16 protein-coding genes and 1 pseudogene are annotated in these 22,045 nt (G+C 39.6%); 14 read left to right on the plus strand and 3 right to left on the minus strand.

Annotated features, from left to right (window positions below; translation table 11 throughout):
• Positions 1–99: 99 nt before the first annotated feature.
• Positions 100–312 carry a hypothetical protein gene (locus tag Q1K34_RS05990; RefSeq protein WP_300435827.1) on the minus strand — a complete coding sequence of 71 codons (213 nt, stop codon included), beginning with the start codon at positions 310–312 and terminating at the stop codon, positions 100–102.
• A gap of 183 nt (positions 313–495) precedes the next feature.
• Between Q1K34_RS05990 and Q1K34_RS05995 the strand changes: the two genes are divergently transcribed.
• Positions 496–2,019, plus strand: coding sequence for a hypothetical protein (locus Q1K34_RS05995; RefSeq protein ID WP_300435830.1), 1,524 nt, complete (start codon positions 496–498; stop codon positions 2,017–2,019).
• Here the strand turns inward: Q1K34_RS05995 and Q1K34_RS06000 are convergent.
• Entirely contained in the window at positions 2,016–2,843 is an 828-nt protein-coding gene (locus tag Q1K34_RS06000; RefSeq protein WP_300435832.1) for a universal stress protein, read from the minus strand. The genes Q1K34_RS05995 and Q1K34_RS06000 overlap by 4 nt on opposite strands.
• A 236-nt stretch (positions 2,844–3,079) precedes the next feature.
• Here Q1K34_RS06000 and rimP point away from each other — a divergent pair, with 236 nt between their 5' ends.
• The 3 genes from rimP to infB are packed head-to-tail and all read left to right on the plus strand — an operon-like array spanning position 3,080 to position 7,606.
• Positions 3,080–3,541 (plus strand): ribosome assembly cofactor RimP, encoded by a 462-nt coding sequence (gene rimP, locus Q1K34_RS06005; protein ID WP_300435835.1) that lies wholly within the window; start codon positions 3,080–3,082, stop codon positions 3,539–3,541.
• Between the two features lie 12 nt (positions 3,542–3,553).
• A complete protein-coding gene (gene nusA, locus Q1K34_RS06010) occupies positions 3,554–4,786 on the plus strand; it encodes a transcription termination factor NusA (protein ID WP_300435838.1) in 1,233 nt (410 codons plus the stop codon).
• A 51-nt stretch (positions 4,787–4,837) separates the two neighbouring features.
• A complete protein-coding gene (gene infB / locus Q1K34_RS06015; RefSeq protein ID WP_300435841.1) occupies positions 4,838–7,606 on the plus strand; it encodes a translation initiation factor IF-2 in 2,769 nt (922 codons plus the stop codon).
• A gap of 298 nt (positions 7,607–7,904) precedes the next feature.
• Here the strand turns inward: infB and Q1K34_RS06020 are convergent, their stop codons facing one another.
• Positions 7,905–8,294, minus strand: a complete 390-nt coding sequence (locus Q1K34_RS06020; RefSeq protein WP_300435843.1) for an SPOR domain-containing protein — start codon at positions 8,292–8,294, stop codon at positions 7,905–7,907.
• A gap of 225 nt (positions 8,295–8,519) precedes the next feature.
• On the opposite strand from Q1K34_RS06020, the gene Q1K34_RS06025 reads away from it, so the two are divergent.
• The 10 genes and pseudogenes from Q1K34_RS06025 to Q1K34_RS06070 form a co-directional block, all read left to right on the plus strand.
• The gene (locus tag Q1K34_RS06025; protein WP_300435845.1) at positions 8,520–9,881 is read left to right on the plus strand and encodes a c-type cytochrome; all 1,362 of its coding nucleotides are present in this window, start codon (positions 8,520–8,522) and stop codon (positions 9,879–9,881) included.
• Positions 9,882–9,929: 48 nt separating this feature from the next.
• Positions 9,930–13,007 (plus strand): TAT-variant-translocated molybdopterin oxidoreductase, encoded by a 3,078-nt coding sequence (locus Q1K34_RS06030; RefSeq protein WP_300435848.1) that lies wholly within the window; start codon positions 9,930–9,932, stop codon positions 13,005–13,007.
• 36 nt (positions 13,008–13,043) lie between these two features.
• Entirely contained in the window at positions 13,044–14,858 is a 1,815-nt protein-coding gene (nrfD, locus tag Q1K34_RS06035; protein ID WP_300435850.1) for an NrfD/PsrC family molybdoenzyme membrane anchor subunit, read from the plus strand.
• Between the two features lie 5 nt (positions 14,859–14,863).
• Positions 14,864–15,385, plus strand: a complete 522-nt coding sequence (locus tag Q1K34_RS06040) for a DUF3341 domain-containing protein (RefSeq protein ID WP_300435852.1) — start codon at positions 14,864–14,866, stop codon at positions 15,383–15,385.
• A gap of 12 nt (positions 15,386–15,397) precedes the next feature.
• Positions 15,398–16,099 carry a cytochrome c gene (locus Q1K34_RS06045; RefSeq protein WP_300435854.1) on the plus strand — a complete coding sequence of 234 codons (702 nt, stop codon included), beginning with the start codon at positions 15,398–15,400 and terminating at the stop codon, positions 16,097–16,099.
• Between the two features lie 20 nt (positions 16,100–16,119).
• Positions 16,120–17,526, plus strand: a complete 1,407-nt coding sequence (locus Q1K34_RS06050; protein WP_300435856.1) for a quinol:cytochrome C oxidoreductase — start codon at positions 16,120–16,122, stop codon at positions 17,524–17,526.
• Positions 17,527–17,559: 33 nt separating this feature from the next.
• A complete protein-coding gene (locus tag Q1K34_RS06055; RefSeq protein ID WP_300435858.1) occupies positions 17,560–18,768 on the plus strand; it encodes a cytochrome c oxidase subunit II in 1,209 nt (402 codons plus the stop codon).
• A gap of 18 nt (positions 18,769–18,786) precedes the next feature.
• On the plus strand, positions 18,787–20,610 hold the full coding sequence (locus Q1K34_RS06060) for a cbb3-type cytochrome c oxidase subunit I (protein WP_300435861.1): 1,824 nt from the start codon (positions 18,787–18,789) through the stop codon (positions 20,608–20,610).
• Positions 20,611–20,748: 138 nt separating this feature from the next.
• Complete coding sequence (gene ruvB / locus Q1K34_RS06065; RefSeq protein WP_300435868.1) at positions 20,749–21,777, plus strand: Holliday junction branch migration DNA helicase RuvB; 1,029 nt, start codon at positions 20,749–20,751, stop codon at positions 21,775–21,777.
• Positions 21,778–21,851: 74 nt separating this feature from the next.
• A pseudogene (locus Q1K34_RS06070) lies at positions 21,852–22,045 on the plus strand (cytochrome P450); the annotation flags it as partial.

A 22,045-nucleotide genomic window follows, 5' to 3' on the forward strand; every position in this document is an offset into this window, starting at 1 on the left:
CGTTCTTTATCAGTTATTTAAGTCCAGGTCTAATTTCTTATATCTAAAAGCGAAGCGGTCGAGGTTTTTTAACCGCAGACATGCGTAATAAAACACAGATTACTCCTCGTTCTCTGAGTCAAGGTTTACCAGTGCGTTATCTGTAGGTAAAATTTTATTGATGGTTTTTAGTACCGCAAAAGCAATAATTCCCGCAGTAAATACGAAAAATAAAAACTTGATCAGAAGACTTTCGGTGATTACTAAACTATAGAACCCAAGGAAGATCTCCATCACAATAAACAAAACTTTTACACCTACTTTTAAAAACATTTTTTCTTTTTATTCAGCTCAAATATAATACTCAATTAGTATACCGAAGAAGGAAAAGAACAAGTTTGACTTAAATTTAACTTTGGCAACTTCTGGGTTACAATCTTTTAAGTTAAAAAATCTTAAACCCTGCTTTTGAAGCTCTTTGAATTGTAAATTGGTTTTTCTAAAACGAACGATAATTTGAGAAGAACTACAAAATTTGCTACAGGAATTTTGGTTGCAATTGGTTTGCTGGCGTTGGGCCTATTGTTCCTTAATAATTTCCTGGAGAAGAAAATTAAAACTGGAATAGAGAAAGGTCTGGAAGAATCCCATACTACATATAATAAGGTTGATGTAAAGCTACTCAACAGGACGGCAGAAGTACTTAAGCCTTCCGTTAATTTAAAAGGAAAATCTCTTCAGGTGGATGCCCTTAAACTGAATGATATTCATCTGTGGGAATATATCGTCAATAAAAATATAATTATAGGTGAACTGAAAATCACCAATCCCGTGGTAAAAATTTTTAATCTTCAGGATCAGGAAAAAGATTCAGTGAGAAAAAAGAAAACATCCAGGTTTGAAAATAATATTGAAATAAAAAATGTAATAGTTAGCGGTGGTAGCTTTCAAATATTTGAAAAGGATAGCACCCAGCATAGGTTATTTACCACGATTAGGGATGTAAAGATGGAGCAGGTAAAGATCAATGCCAAAACCCTGAAAGAAACAGTCCCATTTAATTATGACCTTATCCTTTTAAATGCCGACAGTATTTTTTATGACCTTGACAAACAGCATGAGTTAGTTGCCGGGAATTTTAAAATTGATAATAATCAGGTCCTCGTCAAGAATCTCAAAATTGTACCAAAATTTTCAAAGACAGAGCATCAAAAAACAACTCCGGTTGAAAAAGACCGCTATGATCTTGAAATAGATTCAGTCTCCATGAAAAATTTCAACTGGTCTTTGCAAAATGATTCTTTAAAAATCCAAAATTCCTTTACTGAAATAACGGGGGTTGATTTTGAGATTTACAGGGATAAACTGCAACCGGACGATACCAGTTTCAAGCCATTATATAGTAAAATGATCAGGGAGCTTCCCATATTACTGAATTTAGATAGTATTCAGGTGAATAAAGCCTATATAAGATATGAAGAAAAAATCCATGGGGACAGGGAGCCGGGAGTGGTGGAATTTTCAAATTTGAATGGTGTTATTAAAAATATCACCAATATTGGAATGGATAGCAAAAACTTTCCAAAAACCTTTGTAGATGTAAATGCTAATTTTATGAAAACTGCCCCCTTAAAGGTGGAATGGGAATTTGATATAAGCAATAAAAATGATCAATTCCAATTTTCAGGGCAAATGGGGAGGCTTGCCGCAGATCAGATCAATAATTTTTTGAAACCGGCTATGAATGTGCAGGCTTCAGGGAAAATTCTGGATATGTATTTTAATTTTTACGGAAATGATACAAAAGGGAGTGGCGATATGAGATTGGAATATGATAGTTTTAAAGTAGAAGTTCTAAGAAAAGATGCACAAAAAAAGAACAAAATAATATCTGCCCTGGCGAATCTTATTGTGCAAAATGAAGCTCTTAATGAGGAGGCGAATTATAAAGAAATCAGTTTTACGAGGGATAAGACCAAATCCTTTTGGAACTATGTATGGAATTTAGTGAAGAACGGGGCGCTAAAATCCTTTCTTTAGATCTTAAAAGTAACTACGGGCCTGTTGGCATGATTTACCAGATCCTCACTAATACTTCCATTAAAAAAATGAGCGATCCCTTTCCTGCCATGGGTTCCAATTCCTAACAGGCCGGCGTCGAGCTTTTTAGCGAAATTCAGAATTCCTTTTTCCACGCTTATATCATTATATATGTGGATCTTATAATTTTCTGAAGTTATTTTTTCGGCAAACTCCCCTATCTTTTCTGATGCTTCTTCACTCGTCATAAAATCATTGGGGGTATTCACAAATAGCAGGTGAAACTTTGCATTCAATTTATCTGCGAAAGTAACGGCTTTATTCAAAATGTGCCTGTGCTGGAGATTGGCATCTGTGGCAAATACAAAATCTTCAATGTCAAAATCAGGGATTTGATTCTTGATCACCAGCACGGGAATTTCTGAATGTCTTACCACTTTTTCAGTATTAGAACCGATAAACATTTCCTGGAATCCGTTTGCTCCGTGGGAGCCCATCACGATCAAATCACAATTTTTCTCTTTGCTTATCTCCATAATACCATCAAAAGCACGGTGGAATTCTACGGTTTCATGAACTTTAATTCCTTTTAAATAAGGTTCTTTCATAATTTTAGAAAATCGCTGGTGGGCAAGTTTCATAAAAAAAAGGGCTTCAGGAATATTTTGGTTGCCTCCGCCAATTGGATCTATTAACTGAAGCGGAAGCTCCAGCATATGCAACAGGAATATCTCACCGTTAAATTTTTTCGCCAACTGTGCGGCTACTTTTAGGGCTTTTTCAGCCTGATCGCTAAAGTCTGTAGGGACAAGAATGTTTTTCATGATTGAAGAGTAAAAGCTTAGAAATAAATGCTCTATTAAATTTACGAAGAAAATTTTAATCCTTAGAATTAATTGTTCTTATGTAGTTTCTATGATAGTTAAGATCTGAAGGGAATTTAAGTTTTAGCCCATTTCATTTATTTCCACGTTTTTATACTTAAAAAATATTGCTATATTTGCAGCGTTGAAACTAAAAAAGTACAGCGAGGGGACAGAAGTCCCCTCTTTTTATAAGCATGCTGAAGGAGAAAGTAGAAAAATTAGCAGCAAAGGTATTCGAAGAAAATAATTCCTTATTTTTAATAAGCCTTGAAGTAAACTCCGCCAATCATATTAAGATAGTATTGGACGGGGACCAGGGCGTTTCGGTTAATGACTGTATAATGGTGAGCCGTGCTATTGAGCATAACCTGGATAGGGAAGAGGAAGATTTTTCACTGGAAGTTACCTCGGCAGGAGTCTCAGAACCTCTTTCAATGCCGAGACAATACAAAAAGAATATTGGTCGCAGGTTAAAGGTGAAGACAGAGAATGAAAAATTCGAAGCTGATCTTGTATCTGCAGATGACGATGAAATAAAGCTTTCATGGAAAGCGAGAGAGCCTAAGCCGGTTGGCAAGGGAAAAGTCACAGTACAGAAAGAGGCCGTTTTGCCTTATACTGATATTGTGGAAGCAAAAGTTAAAATAACATTTTAATCACAAATTGATATGGAAAATATCGCGTTGATTGAGTCATTCTCAGAGTTTAAAGACGATAAACTTATAGATCGTGTTACGCTGATGGCGATCTTAGAGGATGTTTTTAGAAATGCTTTGAAGAAAAAGTATGGAGAAGACGATAATTTTGATATTATTGTAAACCCTGATAAAGGGGATCTTGAGATTTGGAGAAACCGAATTGTGGTAGCAGATGGTGAAGTAGAAGATTCAAACAGGGAAATCTCCCTTACGCAGGCGAGAAAGATCGAGCCCGATTTTGAAGTGGGCGAAGATGTTTCTGAAGAAGTAAAGCTGGTAGATCTTGGTAGAAGGGCAATTTTAGCACTTCGGCAAAATTTGATCTCTAAGATCCACGAGCATGATAATACAAATATTTATAAGCAGTTTAAAGATCTTGAAGGAGAGATTTATACTGCAGAAGTTCATCATATTAGGCACAGGGCGATCATTCTTTTAGATGATGAAGGAAATGAGATTGTGCTTCCAAAAGACCGCCAGATCCCGTCAGATTTTTTCAGAAAAGGAGAAAATGTAAGGGGAATTATTGAGAGCGTCGAATTAAAAGGTAATAAGCCTACGATCATAATGTCCAGAACTGCTCCCGGTTTCCTTGAGAAATTATTCGAACAGGAAATTCCGGAAGTATTTGACGGTTTAATTACTATCAAGAAAGTAGTTCGGGTTCCTGGAGAAAAGGCAAAGGTAGCGGTAGATTCTTATGATGATAGAATCGACCCTGTTGGAGCCTGTGTGGGAATGAAAGGATCCAGGATTCATAGCATTGTACGTGAATTGGGGAACGAGAATATAGATGTGATCAATTTCACCAATAATGAGCAGTTATTTATCACCAGGGCATTGAGTCCGGCGAAAATAACTTCCATTAAGATGAATGAAGAAGCCAGGACTGCTGAGGTAATGCTGAAGCCAGAAGAAGTTTCCAAAGCTATTGGTCGAGGTGGGCACAATATTAGATTAGCCGGACAGTTAACCGGCTATGAAATAGATGTGTACCGTGAAGGTGTTGAGGAGGATGTGGAGTTAAAAGAGTTTACAGATGAAATTGAAGATTGGGTGATTGCTGAATTTTCAAAAATTGGTCTGGATACTGCAAAGGCTGTATTGGAGCAGGATATTAATGATCTTGTTCGCCGTACAGACCTTGAGGAGGAAACCATTAAAGATGTGATGGCTGTTCTCCGTTCAGAATTTGAAGAATAATATTTTTTTAATATAGATTACATTAAAAGAGGTTAATTTAGAGGGCAATTTATGGCAGAAGCGAAAACAACGCGATTAAATAAAGTTCTACGTGAGTTCAATATCTCGTTAGACAGGGCTGTGGAATATCTTACTTCCAAAGGCTACGAGATAGACGCACGTCCAACTACAAAAATCTCGGGAGAAATCTACGAGGTGCTTTCTGATGAATTCCAAACCGACAAGACTAAAAAGGTTGCTTCTAAAGAAGTTGGAGAGGAGAGAAAGAAAGAGAAGGAAGAGCTGCGTAAAGAGATTGAAGAGAAACGTAAGGCAGAGGAAGAGAAGAAAGAGGAGGAAGCTGTAGCATCCAGAACGAAACTTGAAGGCCCAAAAACTGTTGGGAAAATAGATCTGGATAAAAAGCCAGGTGAAAAGCCTAAAGAGAAAAAAGCCGAAGCCCCTAAAGAGGAAGCAAAAGAAACTCCAGCAGAAGAACCTGTCAAAGAAGCTGAAGAAACTAAGCAGCCTGAAAAACCTGCCGCGAAAGAAGAAGAGAAAGAGGAGAAGCCAGAAGAGGAGAAAAAAGAAGATACTGAAAAAGAAGCTCCTAAAAAAGAGGATTCTAAGAAAGAAGAGGCTGCTCCCGCTGAAGAAGAAGCGAAGGAAGATGAGAACAGTACCATAGAAACAAAGTATACCAAGCTTAGTGGTCCTAATTTTACCGGTAAGAAGATCGATCTTTCACAATTCAAAAAGCCTGTTAAGAAAAAGGAAGAGAAGAAAGACGATAAAAAAGACGATAAGGATAAGCGTAAAAAACGCCGTCGCCGCATTAGTAAAGATGTAAAAGGTGGTGGTGGAAATCAGCGTGGCGGAGCCAATAAAGGAGGTAGAAAAAGAAGTAAACCTATTACCAAGGAAGAGCCTACCGAAGAAGAAGTGCAAAAACAAGTGCGTGAAACACTTGAAAAGCTTCAGGGAAAATCTTCTAAAGGTAAAGGTGCTAAATATAGAAGAGAGAAAAGGGATCAGCACCGTCAAAGATCTGAACAGGATCTTGCACAGCAGGAATCAGATGAAAAGATCTTAAAGGTAACCGAGTTTGTTACTGTGAGTGAGGTGGCAACCATGATGGATGTATCGGTGACTAAGGTAATCTCGGCATGTATGTCTCTTGGAATGATGGTTACGATGAATCAGCGTCTTGATGCTGAAACTCTGAGTATTGTTGCTGAAGAGTTTGGGTACGAGGTTGAATTTACCACCGCAGATGTTGAAGAGACTGTTGAAGAAGTTGAAGAAAATCCGGAAGATCTCGAAACAAGAGCTCCAATTGTAACAGTAATGGGTCACGTAGACCACGGTAAAACATCTTTATTGGATTATGTTCGTAAAGAGAATGTAATTGCCGGGGAAAGTGGTGGAATTACACAGCACATTGGTGCTTACGGGGTTAAACTTGAAGGCGGACAAAAAATTGCCTTCCTGGATACTCCCGGTCACGAAGCCTTTACGGCGATGCGTGCTCGTGGTGCTCAGGTAACCGATATTGCAATTATTGTAATTGCAGCAGATGATGATGTGATGCCTCAAACAAAAGAAGCGATCTCTCACGCTCAGGCTGCGGGAGTTCCAATCATTTTTGCGATCAACAAATCTGATTTGCCAACGGCGAATCCTGAAAAGATTAAAGAAAAACTTGCTGCCATGGATCTTCTTGTGGAAGATTGGGGTGGTAAGATTCAATCGCATGATATTTCTGCAAAAACTGGTGCTGGTGTAAAAGAATTACTGGAAAAAGTACTTCTCGAAGCCGAAATCCTGGAATTGCAGGCGAACCCTAATAAATTAGCCAAAGGTACTGTGGTGGAAGCTTTCCTTGATAGGGGACGTGGTTATATAGCCACTATTCTTGTACAGGCTGGTACGCTTAAAGTAGGGGATTATGTGCTTGCTGGTAGGCATAGTGGTAAAGTAAAAGCTATGCATGATGAGCGCGGACATGAGGTGAAAGAGGCAGGGCCTTCTACACCGGTGTCTATTCTTGGTCTTGATGGTGCGCCGCAGGCAGGTGATACGTTCAAGGTGATGGAAGACGAGCGTGAAGCTAAAGATATCGCTGCAAGACGTACTCAGTTACAACGTGAGCAGAATGTTAGGACTCAGCGTCATATTACCCTGGATGAAATTGGAAGACGTATTGCGCTTGGAGACTTTAAAGAATTGAATATTATCCTTAAAGGTGATGTGGATGGTTCTGTGGAAGCACTTACAGATAGTTTCCAGAAACTTTCTACGGAAGAGATCCAGGTTAATATCATCCATAAAGGAGTAGGTGCGATTACTGAAAGTGATGTGTTACTTGCTTCGGCATCTGATGCGGTAATTATTGGATTCAACGTTCGTCCTGCTGGAAATGCAAGACAGGTAGCCGATAAAGAAGAAATCGATATCAGAACGTACTCGATCATCTATGATGCAATAAACGATCTTAAAGATGCGATGGAAGGTATGCTTTCTCCTGAATTGAAGGAAGAAATTACCGGTACTGCTGAAATTAGAGAGACCTTTAAAATCTCTAAAATTGGTACGATCGCTGGTTGTATGGTAACTTCAGGGACTATTTATAGGAGTGCCGGAGTTAGATTGATACGTGATGGAGTGGTTGTTTACACCGGAGAACTTGCTTCTTTAAAACGCTTTAAAGACGATGTAAAAGAAGTGAAGAAAGGTTACGACTGTGGTATGCAGGTGAAGAATTATAACGATATTAGAGAGGGAGATGTGATCGAAGCCTTTAGAGAAGTGGAGGTGAAGAAAACCCTTAAATCGAAATAAATTAGATATAATAGAATAAAAAAAGCGACTCATTTTTGAGTCGCTTTTTTTATGAAACTCAGTGGTGTCCGATCAAGATTTTAAAGAACGAACCTGAACCCAGTATTTTGAATGGTTCAACACTTTTTCTACTATCTATACCCTGCCTTTAAAAAATTTTGAATTGTGCCATTCTTTGAAAAACAGCATATTAAATTTACTGTATTTATCACTTAGTTAAGTCCAAGTCTAATTTCTTATATCTAAAAGCGAAGCGGTCTAGTTTCTTTAACCACACATGAGTAAATTATAATTACAGTTATTTTCTCTGTGGCTTCGGAATAAATGCCGAAGGGAAAGTTTCTTTAACTGCTAAAAGAGCTCTGTCGGCTTCCAGCCTGCTTCTGAAATTCCCTACCCACACTTTGTAATTTGGAGCTTCATAGGTGATTTGGGAGGGGTAGGTGTATACATTCCTATATTTTTGGATTACTTCATTAGCTTCGCCATTATCTCCATAGAATAACTGGATAACATACCGGTCACCTATCTTATTGTTTTCATTCAACTGGGCTTTAACCTCCATTAGTTTTTCAATCTTTTGGTTTTGTTGAATGTTAACGTTTCCTTGTTGTGCCTGAATTTTTCCAGTGGAAAGAAATAGAAAAGCGGCAAGGCATAAAAGAAATAACGGTGTTGATTTTCTCATGATATATTGGCATTTTGACAAATGTAAAATTAAATAACTTAAACAGCTTATAATTATTATTTAGAACTAATATAAATTACCTATTAACACTTATCTAACATTCCTAAAATCGTCTATAAGTATTACTTTTGTGCCTGAATTTAAAGGTACCTTTTTAGGTTTTTAGCCCTAAAATACTGAGTGTAAAAACCGTACCAAAGTTTAGACGTTAATCGAACTTATAATATGAAAAAGGTGATTTTCCGCCATTCAACTCCGCGACAACTACTATTAAGCGTAGCATTTTTATTTATAATTAGCCTGTCTGGTTTTTCCCAGGCTCAGGCGGTGCAGGACACCACCGCGCAGGAGCAGGCTAACCAGGAAGGGGCTTCTTCTGGTGGTGCCACGGCTTCCAGTTTAGGAGACGCGGCGGCGGGTAAAGAATTATTTAATTCTTTATGTGCTGCATGTCATAAACCCTATTCCAATTCTATTGGTCCTGCCTTAAATGGAGTGACAGATAGGCGTGAGATGGATTGGATCCATGAATGGGTTAAGAATTCTGCTGCTATGATAGCGAGTGGGGATTCAGAGGCTAATGAGATTTATAACGAGTGGAACCAAACGGCGATGCCGGCTTTTCCCCAGTTGTCTAACTCTGATATAGATAATATCCTTGCTTATGTTGAGCAGCCTAAGCCGGAGCCCCAGGCGGCGACGGGAGCTGCTGCAGGTGAAGCGGGAGCTGCTGGAGGAACTGGGGGAGTTTCCACAGATGTGATCTTAGGGATTTTAGTATTCGTTCTGGCGATCCTTCTTTTGGTGCTATTCCTGGTGAATAAAACGCTGAGAAATTTTGCAGACGCTTCCGGTATCGTGATTCCGGAAAAGCCAAAGAGAAAACCAATCTATAAGTCCTTTGTGGAGAACCAGTTCTTGGTGCTGGTTAGTGCGATATTTGTTCTTTTGGCAGTAGGTTATTTCGCTTATGGGTTTTTAATGCAGGTTGGGGTGGATAAAGGATATCAGCCAATTCAACCAATTCATTATTCTCATAGGATTCATGCGGGTGATAATGAGATCGAATGTAAATATTGTCACTCTTCTGCAAGAACCTCGAAGCATTCAGGAATTCCTGCTCTTAATGTTTGTATGAACTGTCATAAAGCAATTGCAGAGGTTGCTCCTGAAACAGCTACTGAAGAATATTCAAAAGAATTTTACGATAAGGAGATCCAGAAGTTATATGCTGCGGCCGGATGGGACCCTGCTTCCAGAACTTATTCCGGGGAGGAAAAACCTGTGAAATGGGTACGTATCCATAATCTTCCGGATTTCGCATACTTTAACCATTCTCAGCACGTAAGTGTTGCCGGGATAGAATGTCAGAAATGTCATGGTCCTATTCAGGAAATGGAAATTGTATATCAGGACGCTCCATTAACCATGGGATGGTGTATTAACTGTCACCGTGAAACTAATATCAGGATCGAGGGTAATGAATATTACGAGAAGATCCATGAGGAATTATCTAAAAAATATGGTGTAGAAGAGCTTACTGCTGCCCAGATGGGTGGATTAGAATGTGGTAAGTGTCACTATTAAAATCCTGAAATTCAGGTGTAATTTAAGAAGCTAATATCTAGATATAATATGTCATCAAACAAGAAATACTGGAAAAGTGTTGAAGAGCTAAATGAAAATAGCTCTATTGTTGAGACGCTCCAACAAAAGGAATTTGCTGAGGATATTCCTGTAGAGGATTTCCTTGGGGATAAAGAGAATCTTGGGGATTCTAAAACTTCCAGAAGGGATTTCCTTAAGTATGTTGGGTTCAGTACAGCAGCGGCGTCACTGGCTGCCTGCGAAGGCCCTGTGACCAAGTCTATTCCTTACGTGGTGCAACCTGATAGGATTGTGCCTGGAATTGCAAATTATTACGCGTCTACCATTGCTGATGGTTTCGACTTTGCAAGCGTACTGGTTAAAACCCGTGAGGGTAGGCCTATTAAAATTGAAAATAACGAAATGTCCAGGTTTAAAGGCGGTGCGAATGCCCGTGTTCATGCTTCGGTACTTTCTTTATATGATACAAAAAGGGTAAAACGCCCTATGATTGAAGGCAGGAATGTTTCCTGGGAAGAATTTGACCGTGAGGTGTCCTCTGCATTGGATAATACAAGTGGGGATATAGTTCTTCTTACGCAAACATTTGCGAGCCCTTCAACCTCAAAACTTATTCAGGAGTTTTCTTCAAAATATGGAAATGTTCGTCACGTAGTCTACGATACGGTTTCTGAAGATGCTGCTTTAAATGCATTTCAGTCTAAATTTGGAAAACGTGCCTTGCCTAACTATGATTTCACTAAAGTGAAAACGGTAGTGGGTGTAGGGGCGGATTTTCTGGGAGACTGGCATGGAGGTGGTTTTGATGCTGCCTATGCGAAAACCAGGATTCCTGATACTTCGTCAGGCTCAGGAGGTAAAATGTCCCGTCATATTCAGTTTGAATCTAATATGTCACTAACAGGGGCAAATGCAGATAAGCGTGTTCCGTTAAAGCCATCTCAGCAAAAGGCAGTGCTTTCTGCTTTGAGAGGATATATAGCCGGAGGTTCCTCAACGAGTGATCTTCCTGCAACTATTGATGATGCTGTGGTGAAAGCTGCGAGGCAGCTAAGACAGGCTGGTAGCGGAGCTGTAGTTGTTTCTGGTATTCCAGATGAAGAAGCGCAAACCTGGGTGTTGGAAATAAATGAGGCGCTTGGTAGTCAGGTGATGGATACTTCAAATGCAAGAATGATCCGTCAGGGGAACGCTTCTGAAGTTGCCCAGTTGGTGGAAGATATGAATAATGGTAGTGTGGGCGCTCTTTTAATCGCCGGACTAAATCCGGTTCATACACTTCCAAACGGAAAGGAATTTGCTGAAGCTCTAAAAGAGGTTGAAACTGTAGTAGATTTTACTACCAGAACCGATGAGACTTCAAAATTAAGTAAATATGTTGCTGCTACTCCGCATTATTTGGAGAGCTGGGGAGATATCCAGTTTTCTGAAAGATCTTTCAGTCTAATGCAGCCAACCATAAGACCCTTATTTGATACAAGACAATTTCAGGATACAATTTTGAAATGGTCTGGTAATAATTCGTCTTATTACGAATATATTAAAGAGACCTGGTCTGGTGGATTGGGTGATAGAAATTGGAGTGAAGTACTTCATGATGGAGTATTTGAAGCTTCTTCGCCTGTTTCAATACCTGCTTCAGAAAATACAGGTTCTTCTTCAGTTTCATTCAATTTGGATGAAATGGAGGGTGAAGGTTTTGAATTATCGCTTTATACCAGTACTGCGATAGGTGACGGCCAGCAGGCTAACAATCCATGGTTGCAGGAGATGCCTGATCCTCTTTCGAGAGCGAGCTGGGATAATTATCTAACTATTTCCAAAGCTGATGCTGAAGAACTTGGTTTAGAAAATGAACATGTTGCTAATGGAGGTCTTAACGGAAGTTATGTAAACCTTAGTGTTGGTGATGCTGTGGTGCAGAATGTACCGGTTTACATCATGCCTGGTCAGGCCAAAGGATCTGTTGGTCTTGCGCTTGGTTATGGTAGAAAAGCAGGTGTTCAGGAAGAAATGCAAACGGGTGTAAACGCGTATCCTTTATATAAAAATTTCAGTTCTATTCAGAAGGTAAAGATTGAAAAGGCTGCAGGAGTGCATGAATTTGCATGTGTTCAGCTTCATAATACCTTAATGGGTAGAGGGGATATCATTAAGGAAACAACTCTTGAGATATTCAATACTAAAGATGCTCATGTTTGGAATGAAGTTCCTGAGGTTTCTCTGGATCACCAGGAGACTCCGGTAACTTCTCCCGAGGTTGATATTTGGGAAAGTTTTGACAGGTCTACAGGGCCGCACTTTAACTTAAGTATAGATTTAAATGCCTGTACGGGTTGTGGTGCCTGTGTGATCGCATGTCACTCAGAGAATAATGTTCCTGTGGTAGGTAAAGAGGAAGTTAGAAAGTCGAGAGATATGCACTGGTTGCGTATAGATCGTTATTTCTCTTCTGAAGATACCTTTACCAACGATCTTGAGAAAAAAGAAAATATTGGAGGCCTGGGAAGTTCACTTTCAGAATTTGGAGAACTTGAGCAGCCGGCAGATAATCCTCAGGTGGTTTTCCAGCCGGTAATGTGTCAGCACTGTAACCATGCTCCTTGTGAAACTGTTTGTCCGGTAGCGGCAACTTCTCACGGTAGACAGGGTCAGAACCAAATGATCTATAACAGATGTGTGGGTACAAGATACTGTGCAAACAACTGTCCTTATAAAGTGCGTCGTTTCAACTGGTTCACCTATGCACAGAACGATGAATTTGATTATCACATGAACAATGACCTTGGTAGAATGGTGCTTAACCCGGATGTCACGGTACGTTCCAGAGGGGTAATGGAAAAATGTTCTATGTGTATTCAGAAAACCCAAAAAACTATCCTTGATGCCAAGCGGGAAGGAAGAACAATTAAGGATGGTGAATTCCAGACGGCTTGTTCTGCAGCTTGTGATAAAGGTGCTATAGTTTTTGGTGATGTGAATAACGAGGGCACTAAAATTCTTGAAAAGAAAAATGATGACAGGATGTATCATCTGCTAGAGTATGTAGGTACAAAACCAAATGTGATGTATCAAACGAAAGTTAGAAATACAACCGAAGCTTAATAATAACGAATAACTAAGAATCAATCAGATAAGGATATGTCTCATTACGAAGCACCTATACGAAAGCCTCTAGTTACCGGGAACAAAACCTATCACGATGTGACAGTGGATGTTGCTGCTCCGGTGGAAGGAAGGGCTAATAAAACCTGGTGGATAGTTTTTGCTATCTCCCTTGTTGCCTTTCTTTGGGGTGTTGGATGTATAGTTTACACAATTTCTACGGGTATAGGTACCTGGGGATTAAACAAAACAGTAGGTTGGGCCTGGGATATTACCAACTTTGTATGGTGGGTAGGTATTGGTCATGCCGGTACACTGATATCGGCCGTATTATTGCTGTTCCGTCAAAAATGGAGAATGGCCATCAACAGGTCTGCAGAGGCGATGACTATTTTCTCGGTAATGCAGGCAGGTCTATTCCCTTTAATACATATGGGGCGTCCATGGCTGGCATACTGGGTACTTCCAATTCCTAACCAGTTTGGATCGCTTTGGGTGAACTTTAACTCACCGCTTCTTTGGGATGTATTTGCAATCTCAACCTATCTTTCGGTTTCCCTGGTATTCTGGTGGACTGGATTGCTACCTGATTTTGCAATGATTCGTGACCGGGCGATTACTCCTTTTACAAAAAGAGTTTATGGAATATTATCCTTTGGATGGAGTGGTCGTGCCAAAGACTGGCAACGTTTTGAAGAAGTTTCTTTGGTACTTGCAGGACTTGCAACACCACTGGTACTTTCTGTACATACCATTGTATCTTTTGACTTCGCAACTTCGGTAATACCGGGATGGCATACCACCATTTTCCCTCCTTACTTTGTTGCGGGTGCGATATTCTCTGGATTCGCCATGGTAAATACCTTGCTTATTATCATGAGAAAGGTTTCCAATCTTGAAGATTATATTACTATTCAGCATATAGAATTGATGAACATTGTAATTATGATCACAGGTTCTATCGTTGGTACTGCCTATATTACCGAGTTGGTTATTGCGTGGTATTCCGGAGTTGAATACGAACAATATGCGTTTCTTAACAGAGCCACCGGGCCTTACTGGTGGGCATACTGGAGTATGATGACCTGCAACGTGTTCTCTCCTCAGTTCATGTGGTTCAAGAAATTACGTACAAGTATCATGTTCTCGTTTTTTATTTCTATTGTGGTGAATATCGGGATGTGGTTTGAGCGTTTTGTGATTATCGTTACATCGCTTCACCGTGATTACCTTCCATCTTCATGGACGATGTTCTCTCCAACTTTTGTAGATATTGGGATTTTTATCGGTACTATTGGATTCTTCTTTGTGTTGTTCCTTCTTTATGCTCGTTCCTTCCCTGTGATCGCTCAGGCAGAGGTGAAGACTATTTTGAAGGCTTCCGGAGAAAAATATAAAAAATTAAGAGCTGAACATGGAGATAATGTACTTCATTATAATCCAGAAACTGTAGGTAGAAATCCTGTTCGAAATGAAGAGGAAGGTATACATCATAAAATTGAAGATACTGAACATACCAAGTTAAAAGAAGAAGACCATCGTCATGAGGATACTGTAAATGTAGATGGATTGGTTGTTTCTGAAGTTACAAAAGATCGTATTGACGAAATGCTTTCGAGAATAGGAACCTATGATCCAAAAATTCAGGATGCAGATGATCTTACAAAATTAAAGAACGTAGGGCCGTTGCTTCAGCAACATTTCCACCAGGTAGGTATCTATCTCTTTGATCAGATAAGTAAATTAACGGAACAGGATTTTGAATTGCTTGATGAAGTAATTGAAAACTTCCCTATAGAGGAAAATAGAGAAGGATGGATAGATCAGGCAAACAAACTAAAAAATAAATAATCAGGATGGCATCTAAAGTTTTACACGCTATTTACAGAGATGACGATCTACTTTTACAGGCAGTAAAGCAGATTCGTGAAGCACGCTATCATATAGGAGAGATCTATTGCCCATTTCCCGTACACGGTCTTGATAAAGCAATGGGGCTCGCTCCTACCAGATTGGCCATCACCTCTTTCATGTATGGATTGGTTGGTTTATCTGTAGCTGTTGCTATGATGAACTTTATCATGATAGAAGACTGGCCTCAGGATATTGGCGGGAAACCAAGTTTCAGTTTTATTCAGAATATGCCGGCATTTGTGCCAATTATGTTTGAATTAACAGTATTCTTTGCGGCTCACCTTATGGTTATTACTTTTTATATGAGAAGTAAATTGTGGCCGTTCAAAAAAGCAGAGAATCCTGATGTGAGGACTACAGATGATGTATTTCTGATGGAAGTGGATGCTGCCAATCATAATATAGATGACCTAACCGACTTTTTATATAATACCGGAGCATCTGAAATTAAATTAATAGAATAATACATAGTGATAATGAGAAGTTTATTCCATAAAACTATAGGATTTTGTATGCTTGGCTTAGCAGTTGTTTCCTGCCATGACAAGGATGATCCAAACTATCAGTACATGCCAGATATGTATGAGCCGGTAGGTTACGAAACTTACGGGGAGTACGATGTTTTTGAAAACGGCCAGGAAGCTAAATTGCCAGCGGAAGGTTCTATTCCACGGGGTTGGATGCCTTACGAATATCAAAATAATCCAGAGGATGCTGCTGCAGCAAAAGCCAACTTAAAAAACCCACTTCCTTATACTCAGGACAATTATGCTGAAGGGAAGGCGCTTTACACCATTTATTGTGCCGTGTGCCACGGGGATAAAGGTGCAGGTAAAGGAATTTTGGTGGAAAGGGAAAAGATTCTTGGAGTTCCTTCTTATGATGACGCTGGACGTGCTATTAATGAAGGAAGTGTATATCACGTGATGTATTACGGGCTAAATAATATGGGTTCTTATGCTTCTCAAACTTCTATAGAAGAACGTTGGCAGATAGATCATTATGTGATGAGTTTAAAAAACAAGTTGGAAGGAAAGGCTGAAAGAGAGTTTGAAGAAGAGACTGAAGGGCCAACCCAACTTCTGCCTTCCAGAGCTGATGCAAATCTATATGATGATGCAGGTGATATTAACTCAGATCAGGAGAACGAAAGCAACCAAACCGAAAATCAAGAATAAAGATTTAGATCTATATCGATATGTATACGCTATCCAGTAAATTAAAATTAACAGCAATCATTTGTATGATTGTTGGCGCAATAGGTCTCATTTATGGATTCATCGCAGCACCGGAAACCGTAGAGGATGTTAAGGAAATGATGGCTTCTCATGGTGAACATGGTGAAGCTCATGCTGAAGAGGATACCCAGGAAATCAACGTGGAGCAGCTTCCTGGTGGGGATACTGAAGTGGAGAATATCCATGGCTATGAAAGCGAAACCTCCCATGGAGAAGAAACTCATGCTGAAGCCGGGCACGGTGAAGCAGCTTCCCATGATAATGAGCATTACGAACATATATTACATCAATTACAAAACAAGCCATGGGCTGCACTGTATGTAGCTGCTTTCTTTTTCTTTATGATTGCTCTTGGAGCACTTGCTTTTTATGCGATTCAGTATGCAGCACAGGCCGGATGGTCTCCTGTTCTATTTAGGGTTATGGAGGCGATTACCGCTTACCTTTTACCCGGTGGAATAATAGTATTCGTTTTATTAGTTCTTTCAGGACTTCATCTTAATCACCTCTTCGTGTGGATGGATCCGGAAGTGGTAGCACATGATGAAATTATTCAGGCGAAAACATCCTATTTAAATGTTCCTTTCTTTTTAATAAGAGCTGCTATTTATCTTGGAGGCTGGATTTTCTTCAGACACCTGCTAAGAAAGAATTCTATTAAAATGGATGACGCTACAGATCTTACCTATTTCAAAAAGAACTTTAAACTGGCAGCAGGATTCCTGGTATTCTTTATCGTGACTGAATCTATGATGTCATGGGACTGGATCATGAGCTTAGATCCACACTGGTTTAGCACCTTATTTGGTTGGTTCGTATTTGCAAGTTTGTTTGTTTCAGCCATCACAACTATTGCGATTGTTACCATTTATCTAAAATCAAGAAGTTATCTTGAATTTGTAAATGATAGTCATATCCATGACCTGGCGAAATTTATGTTCGGAATTAGTATTTTCTGGACCTACCTTTGGTTCTCACAGTTTATGTTGATCTGGTATTCAAATATACCTGAAGAAGTAGTGTATTTCATTCAGAGAATTGAAGATTATCAGTTGCCATTCTTCGGAATGTTGATAACAAACTTCCTATTCCCTGTTCTACTGCTCATGAACAGTGATTATAAAAGAGTGAACTGGTTTGTAATTATGACCGGAATAGTGATCTTATGTGGTCACTACCTGAATGTGTATGTGATGGTGATGCCAGCTACCGTTGGAGAATCATGGTTTATAGGTATTCCTGAAATTAGCGCAGTTTTGTTATTTGGAGGTTTGTTTACTTTTGTTGTTTTCAACGCACTTACCAAAGCACCATTACTGGTTAAAGGAAATCCTTTTATCAAGGAGAGTAAGCATTACCATTATTAATTAAGATTGATTGTTTAAAGAAGAACTTATAAAATGACCGTATTTTTAGTAATCATAGTACTAGCACTTCTGGCCGTAACCGGTTGGCAGATCTCTAAGATTTTTCAGTTATCTAAGAGTCACGATGCCGATACTTCTGAGGTTGCAAACGATAAGGATAATAAGCTGCATGGAATTTTAATGTTGGCTTTCGTAATTTTCCTTTATGTAATTACCATTTACTGTTTCTGGGAATATGGAAGATTCTATTTGCCTGAAGCAGCTTCTGAACACGGTGGAGAGTATGATACATTAATGTTCATCTCTATTGCGCTTATCATGTTTGTTCAGGTAATCACTCAGGGACTTTTACACTATTTCGCTTTTAAATATAAAGGAAAGAAAACCCAAAAGGCCTTGTTTTATGCTGATAATGATAAACTTGAATTTATTTGGACTATCATCCCGGTAATCGTTCTTGCAGGACTTATTATCTACGGATTGTTTACCTGGAGTGATATTATGAATATCAATGAAGATGAAGATCCAATGGTAATTGAATTGTATGCTTTTCAATTCGACTGGAGAGCGAGATATTCCGGAGAGGACAATACCTTAGGAAAAGCTAATGTTCGATTTATTGAAGGGGTAAACCAGTTAGGAGTTGATGAATCTGATTCATATGGGGAGGATGATAAAATCGTTACTGAGTTACATTTACCCGTAGGTAAACCGGTTTTATTCAAATTCCGTTCTCAGGATGTATTACATTCCGCCTATTTCCCATTCTTTAGGGCGCAAATGAATGTGGTTCCCGGAATGATCACTCAGTTTGGTTTTACTCCAACTATTACTACCGAAGAAATGAGGGAAAGTGAGTATATGAGAGATAAAGTAAAAAGCGTAAACGAAGAAAGGAACCAAAGGAATGAAGCTTTATTAGCTCAGGGAGAACCTACCTTAGATTCTTATGAATTCGATTATTTTCTCCTTTGTAATAAAATCTGTGGGCAGGCTCACTATAATATGCAGATGAAAATTATTGTGGAGTCTGAAGAAGATTTTAATGCCTGGTTAGAAGAGCAACCTACTTTTGCAAGCAATATGGCCGAAAACAGTGAAAATGTAGATAGACCAGAGGACACCGCTGGAGAGCAGCCTCCTGCTGCTGAAGGAGAAGAGGATGCTGAAGGAGAAGACGAAACAGAGACCACACCACAGGAGAATAATGGTGTTGCCTTAGTAGAAAAAGAACAAAATTAAGATAAAGAATTAAGAGATATGTCAGCAATTGCAAATGCACCGGCACACGATCACCACGAAGATCACGGACATCATCATAAAGAGACTTTTATAACAAAGTACATTTTTAGTCAGGATCATAAGATGATTGCCAAGCAATATCTTATTACAGGGCTTATCATGGGGATCATAGGTATTGCCATGTCAATCCTATTCCGTATCCAACTTGCCTGGCCAGAACAATCTTTCTGGGTTTTTGAAGCCTTATTGGGCGATAAATGGGCTCCAGATGGAGTAATGTCTCCAAGTATTTACCTGGCTTTAGTGACCATTCACGGTACGATCATGGTATTCTTTGTACTTACCGCTGGGCTTAGTGGTACGTTTTCTAATTTATTAATTCCGTTGCAGATCGGTGCACGTGATATGGCTTCGGGCTTTCTGAATATGGTTTCTTACTGGTTATTCTTTCTTTCCAGTGTGATCATGTTAAGTTCCTTATTCGTAGAATCTGGGCCAGCCATGGCGGGGTGGACAATTTATCCTCCATTGAGTGCATTGCCACAGGCTATTAGTGGTTCTGGAACAGGGATGACGCTTTGGTTGGTTTCTATGGCTATTTTCATTGCCTCTTCTTTACTTGGTTCCCTAAACTATATCGTTACGGTAATCAACCTTAGAACTGAGGGAATGTCTATGACCAGACTTCCGCTTACTATCTGGGCTTTCTTTGTAACTGCTATTATTGGGGTGGTTTCTTTCCCGGTATTACTTTCAGCAGCACTGCTCTTAATAATGGATAGAAGTTTTGGAACTTCATTCTTCTTAAGTGATATTTTCATTAAAGGAGAGGTTCTGAGCCATCAGGGTGGATCACCGGTATTGTTCGAACACCTTTTCTGGTTCCTGGGACATCCAGAGGTATATATTGTACTTCTACCAGCATTAGGTATTACTTCAGAAATTATTTCAACGAACTCACGTAAGCCAATTTTTGGTTATCGTGCGATGGTTGCATCTATATTGGCCATTGCGTTCCTTTCAACAATTGTTTGGGGTCACCATATGTTTATCTCTGGAATGAACCCATTCCTTGGATCGGTATTTACCTTTACAACCTTATTGATCGCGATTCCATCGGCTGTAAAAGCTTTTAACTATATTACTACTCTTTGGAAGGGTAATCTACAGATGAATCCGGGAATGTTGTTCTCGATAGGTCTGGTGTCTACTTTTATTACTGGTGGTCTTACCGGGATTATCCTTGGAGATTCAACTTTGGATATCAACGTACATGATACTTACTTTGTGGTGGCCCACTTCCACCTGGTGATGGGTATCTCTGCATTGTACGGATTGTTCGCTGGTGTTTATCACTGGTTCCCGAAAATGTTTGGTAGAATGATGAATAAGAACCTGGGTTATATCCACTTCTGGGTAACCGCTGTAGGTGCTTATGGAGTTTTCTTCCCGATGCACTTTATCGGTATCGCGGGACTTCCAAGGCGTTATTATACAAATACAAACTTCCCGTATTTTGATGATTATGCAGATGTGAATGTAATTATTACTGTAGCTGCAATCATCACTGCACTGGTTCAGTTAGTATTCATTTATAACTTCTTCGGTTCTATTTTCTTCGGAAAGAAAGCTGTTCAGAACCCATGGAGATCAAATACTTTAGAATGGACTACCCCGGTAGAACATATCCACGGAAACTGGCCTGGAAAAATACCTTCCGTATATCGTTGGGCTTATGATTACTCTAAAACGGATGAGGACGGGGAATACGTGATTAAAGGCCAGGATTTTGTTCCTCAAACAGTGCCACTTCAGGAAGATGAAGAAGAGTTGAATCACTAATAAATTCACTCGATAATTAAAATATAGAAAAGCCTTTTCCCAACCGGAAGAGGCTTTTTTAATTATCTTTGATTCTCTATTTTCAATCTAATATTGACCTAATATTTCTTATCTTAAACCGGATAACCAGATCTTATGATAAACGAAAACCTTGATCCTACCGGAGATAGTTTCTCCCCAGAAGAGTTTGATGTAGAAAGAGCTTTGCGTCCACTTAGCTTTGATGACTTTGCGGGACAGGAGCAGGTGTTGGAAAACCTTCAGGTGTTCGTTCAGGCAGCTAACCTGAGAGGTGAGGCTTTAGATCATACCTTGTTTCACGGCCCTCCGGGATTGGGAAAAACTACCTTAGCCCATATTCTGGCCAATGAGCTGAATGTGGGAATAAAGATCACCTCAGGCCCTGTATTGGATAAACCTGGTGACCTTGCCGGACTTTTAACAAATCTTGAGGAGAGGGATATTCTTTTTATAGATGAAATACATAGATTGAGTCCGATAGTGGAAGAATATCTTTATTCTGCTATGGAGGATTACCGGATTGATATCATGATCGAAACCGGGCCGAATGCCAGAACAGTGCAGATCAATCTGAATCCCTTTACCCTGATTGGCGCTACTACGCGTTCGGGATTGCTTACCGCTCCCATGCGGGCGAGATTTGGAATCTCCAGCCGATTACAATATTATACTACTGAATTGCTTTCCGGCATTGTAGAGAGAAATTCAGAAATTCTAAAAGTTCCCATCACCCAGGATGCAGCCATCGAAATTGCCGGAAGAAGTCGTGGGACGCCGCGAATCGCAAACGCACTTTTAAGGCGGGTTCGGGATTTTGCACAGATTAAAGGCAACGGAAAAATAGATATGGAAATTGCCAAATTTGGATTAAAGGCACTTAATGTAGATGCCCACGGTCTTGATGAAATGGATAACAAGATCCTGGCTACTATTATCGATAAATTTAAAGGCGGTCCCGTAGGAATCACTACTCTTGCCACTGCGGTTAGTGAAAGTGCAGAAACCATCGAAGAGGTCTATGAGCCATTCCTAATTCAACAGGGTTTTATATATCGAACACCTCGCGGTAGGGAAGTTACTGAAGCGGCTTACAAACATTTAGGGAGGATAAAAGGGAGTTCCCAAAGTGGACTTTTTGACCAGTAAATAGTCTTGTTGTCCAGACCTCACAGGTTTTAAAACCTGTGAGGTCTTCTTTACTCCCAGAATAATTTGAATAGATGAAGAAAGAAAGTAACATCCCCGAAGTATCCCTCCTCAGTTTTCTTAAGCATTCTGCTAATATTTTAAAAAATCCTTTGCCATTTCATCACCATAATTTCAATGAGAAAGGCGATACTTTTAGACTGAATATAGGCTTTAATAAATCTGTGATCTTTTCACGTGATGCCGGCTTGGTGGAATATGTCCTTCA

It is taken from the genome of Christiangramia sp. (assembly GCF_029937855.1).
Lineage (GTDB): Bacteria > Bacteroidota > Bacteroidia > Flavobacteriales > Flavobacteriaceae > Christiangramia.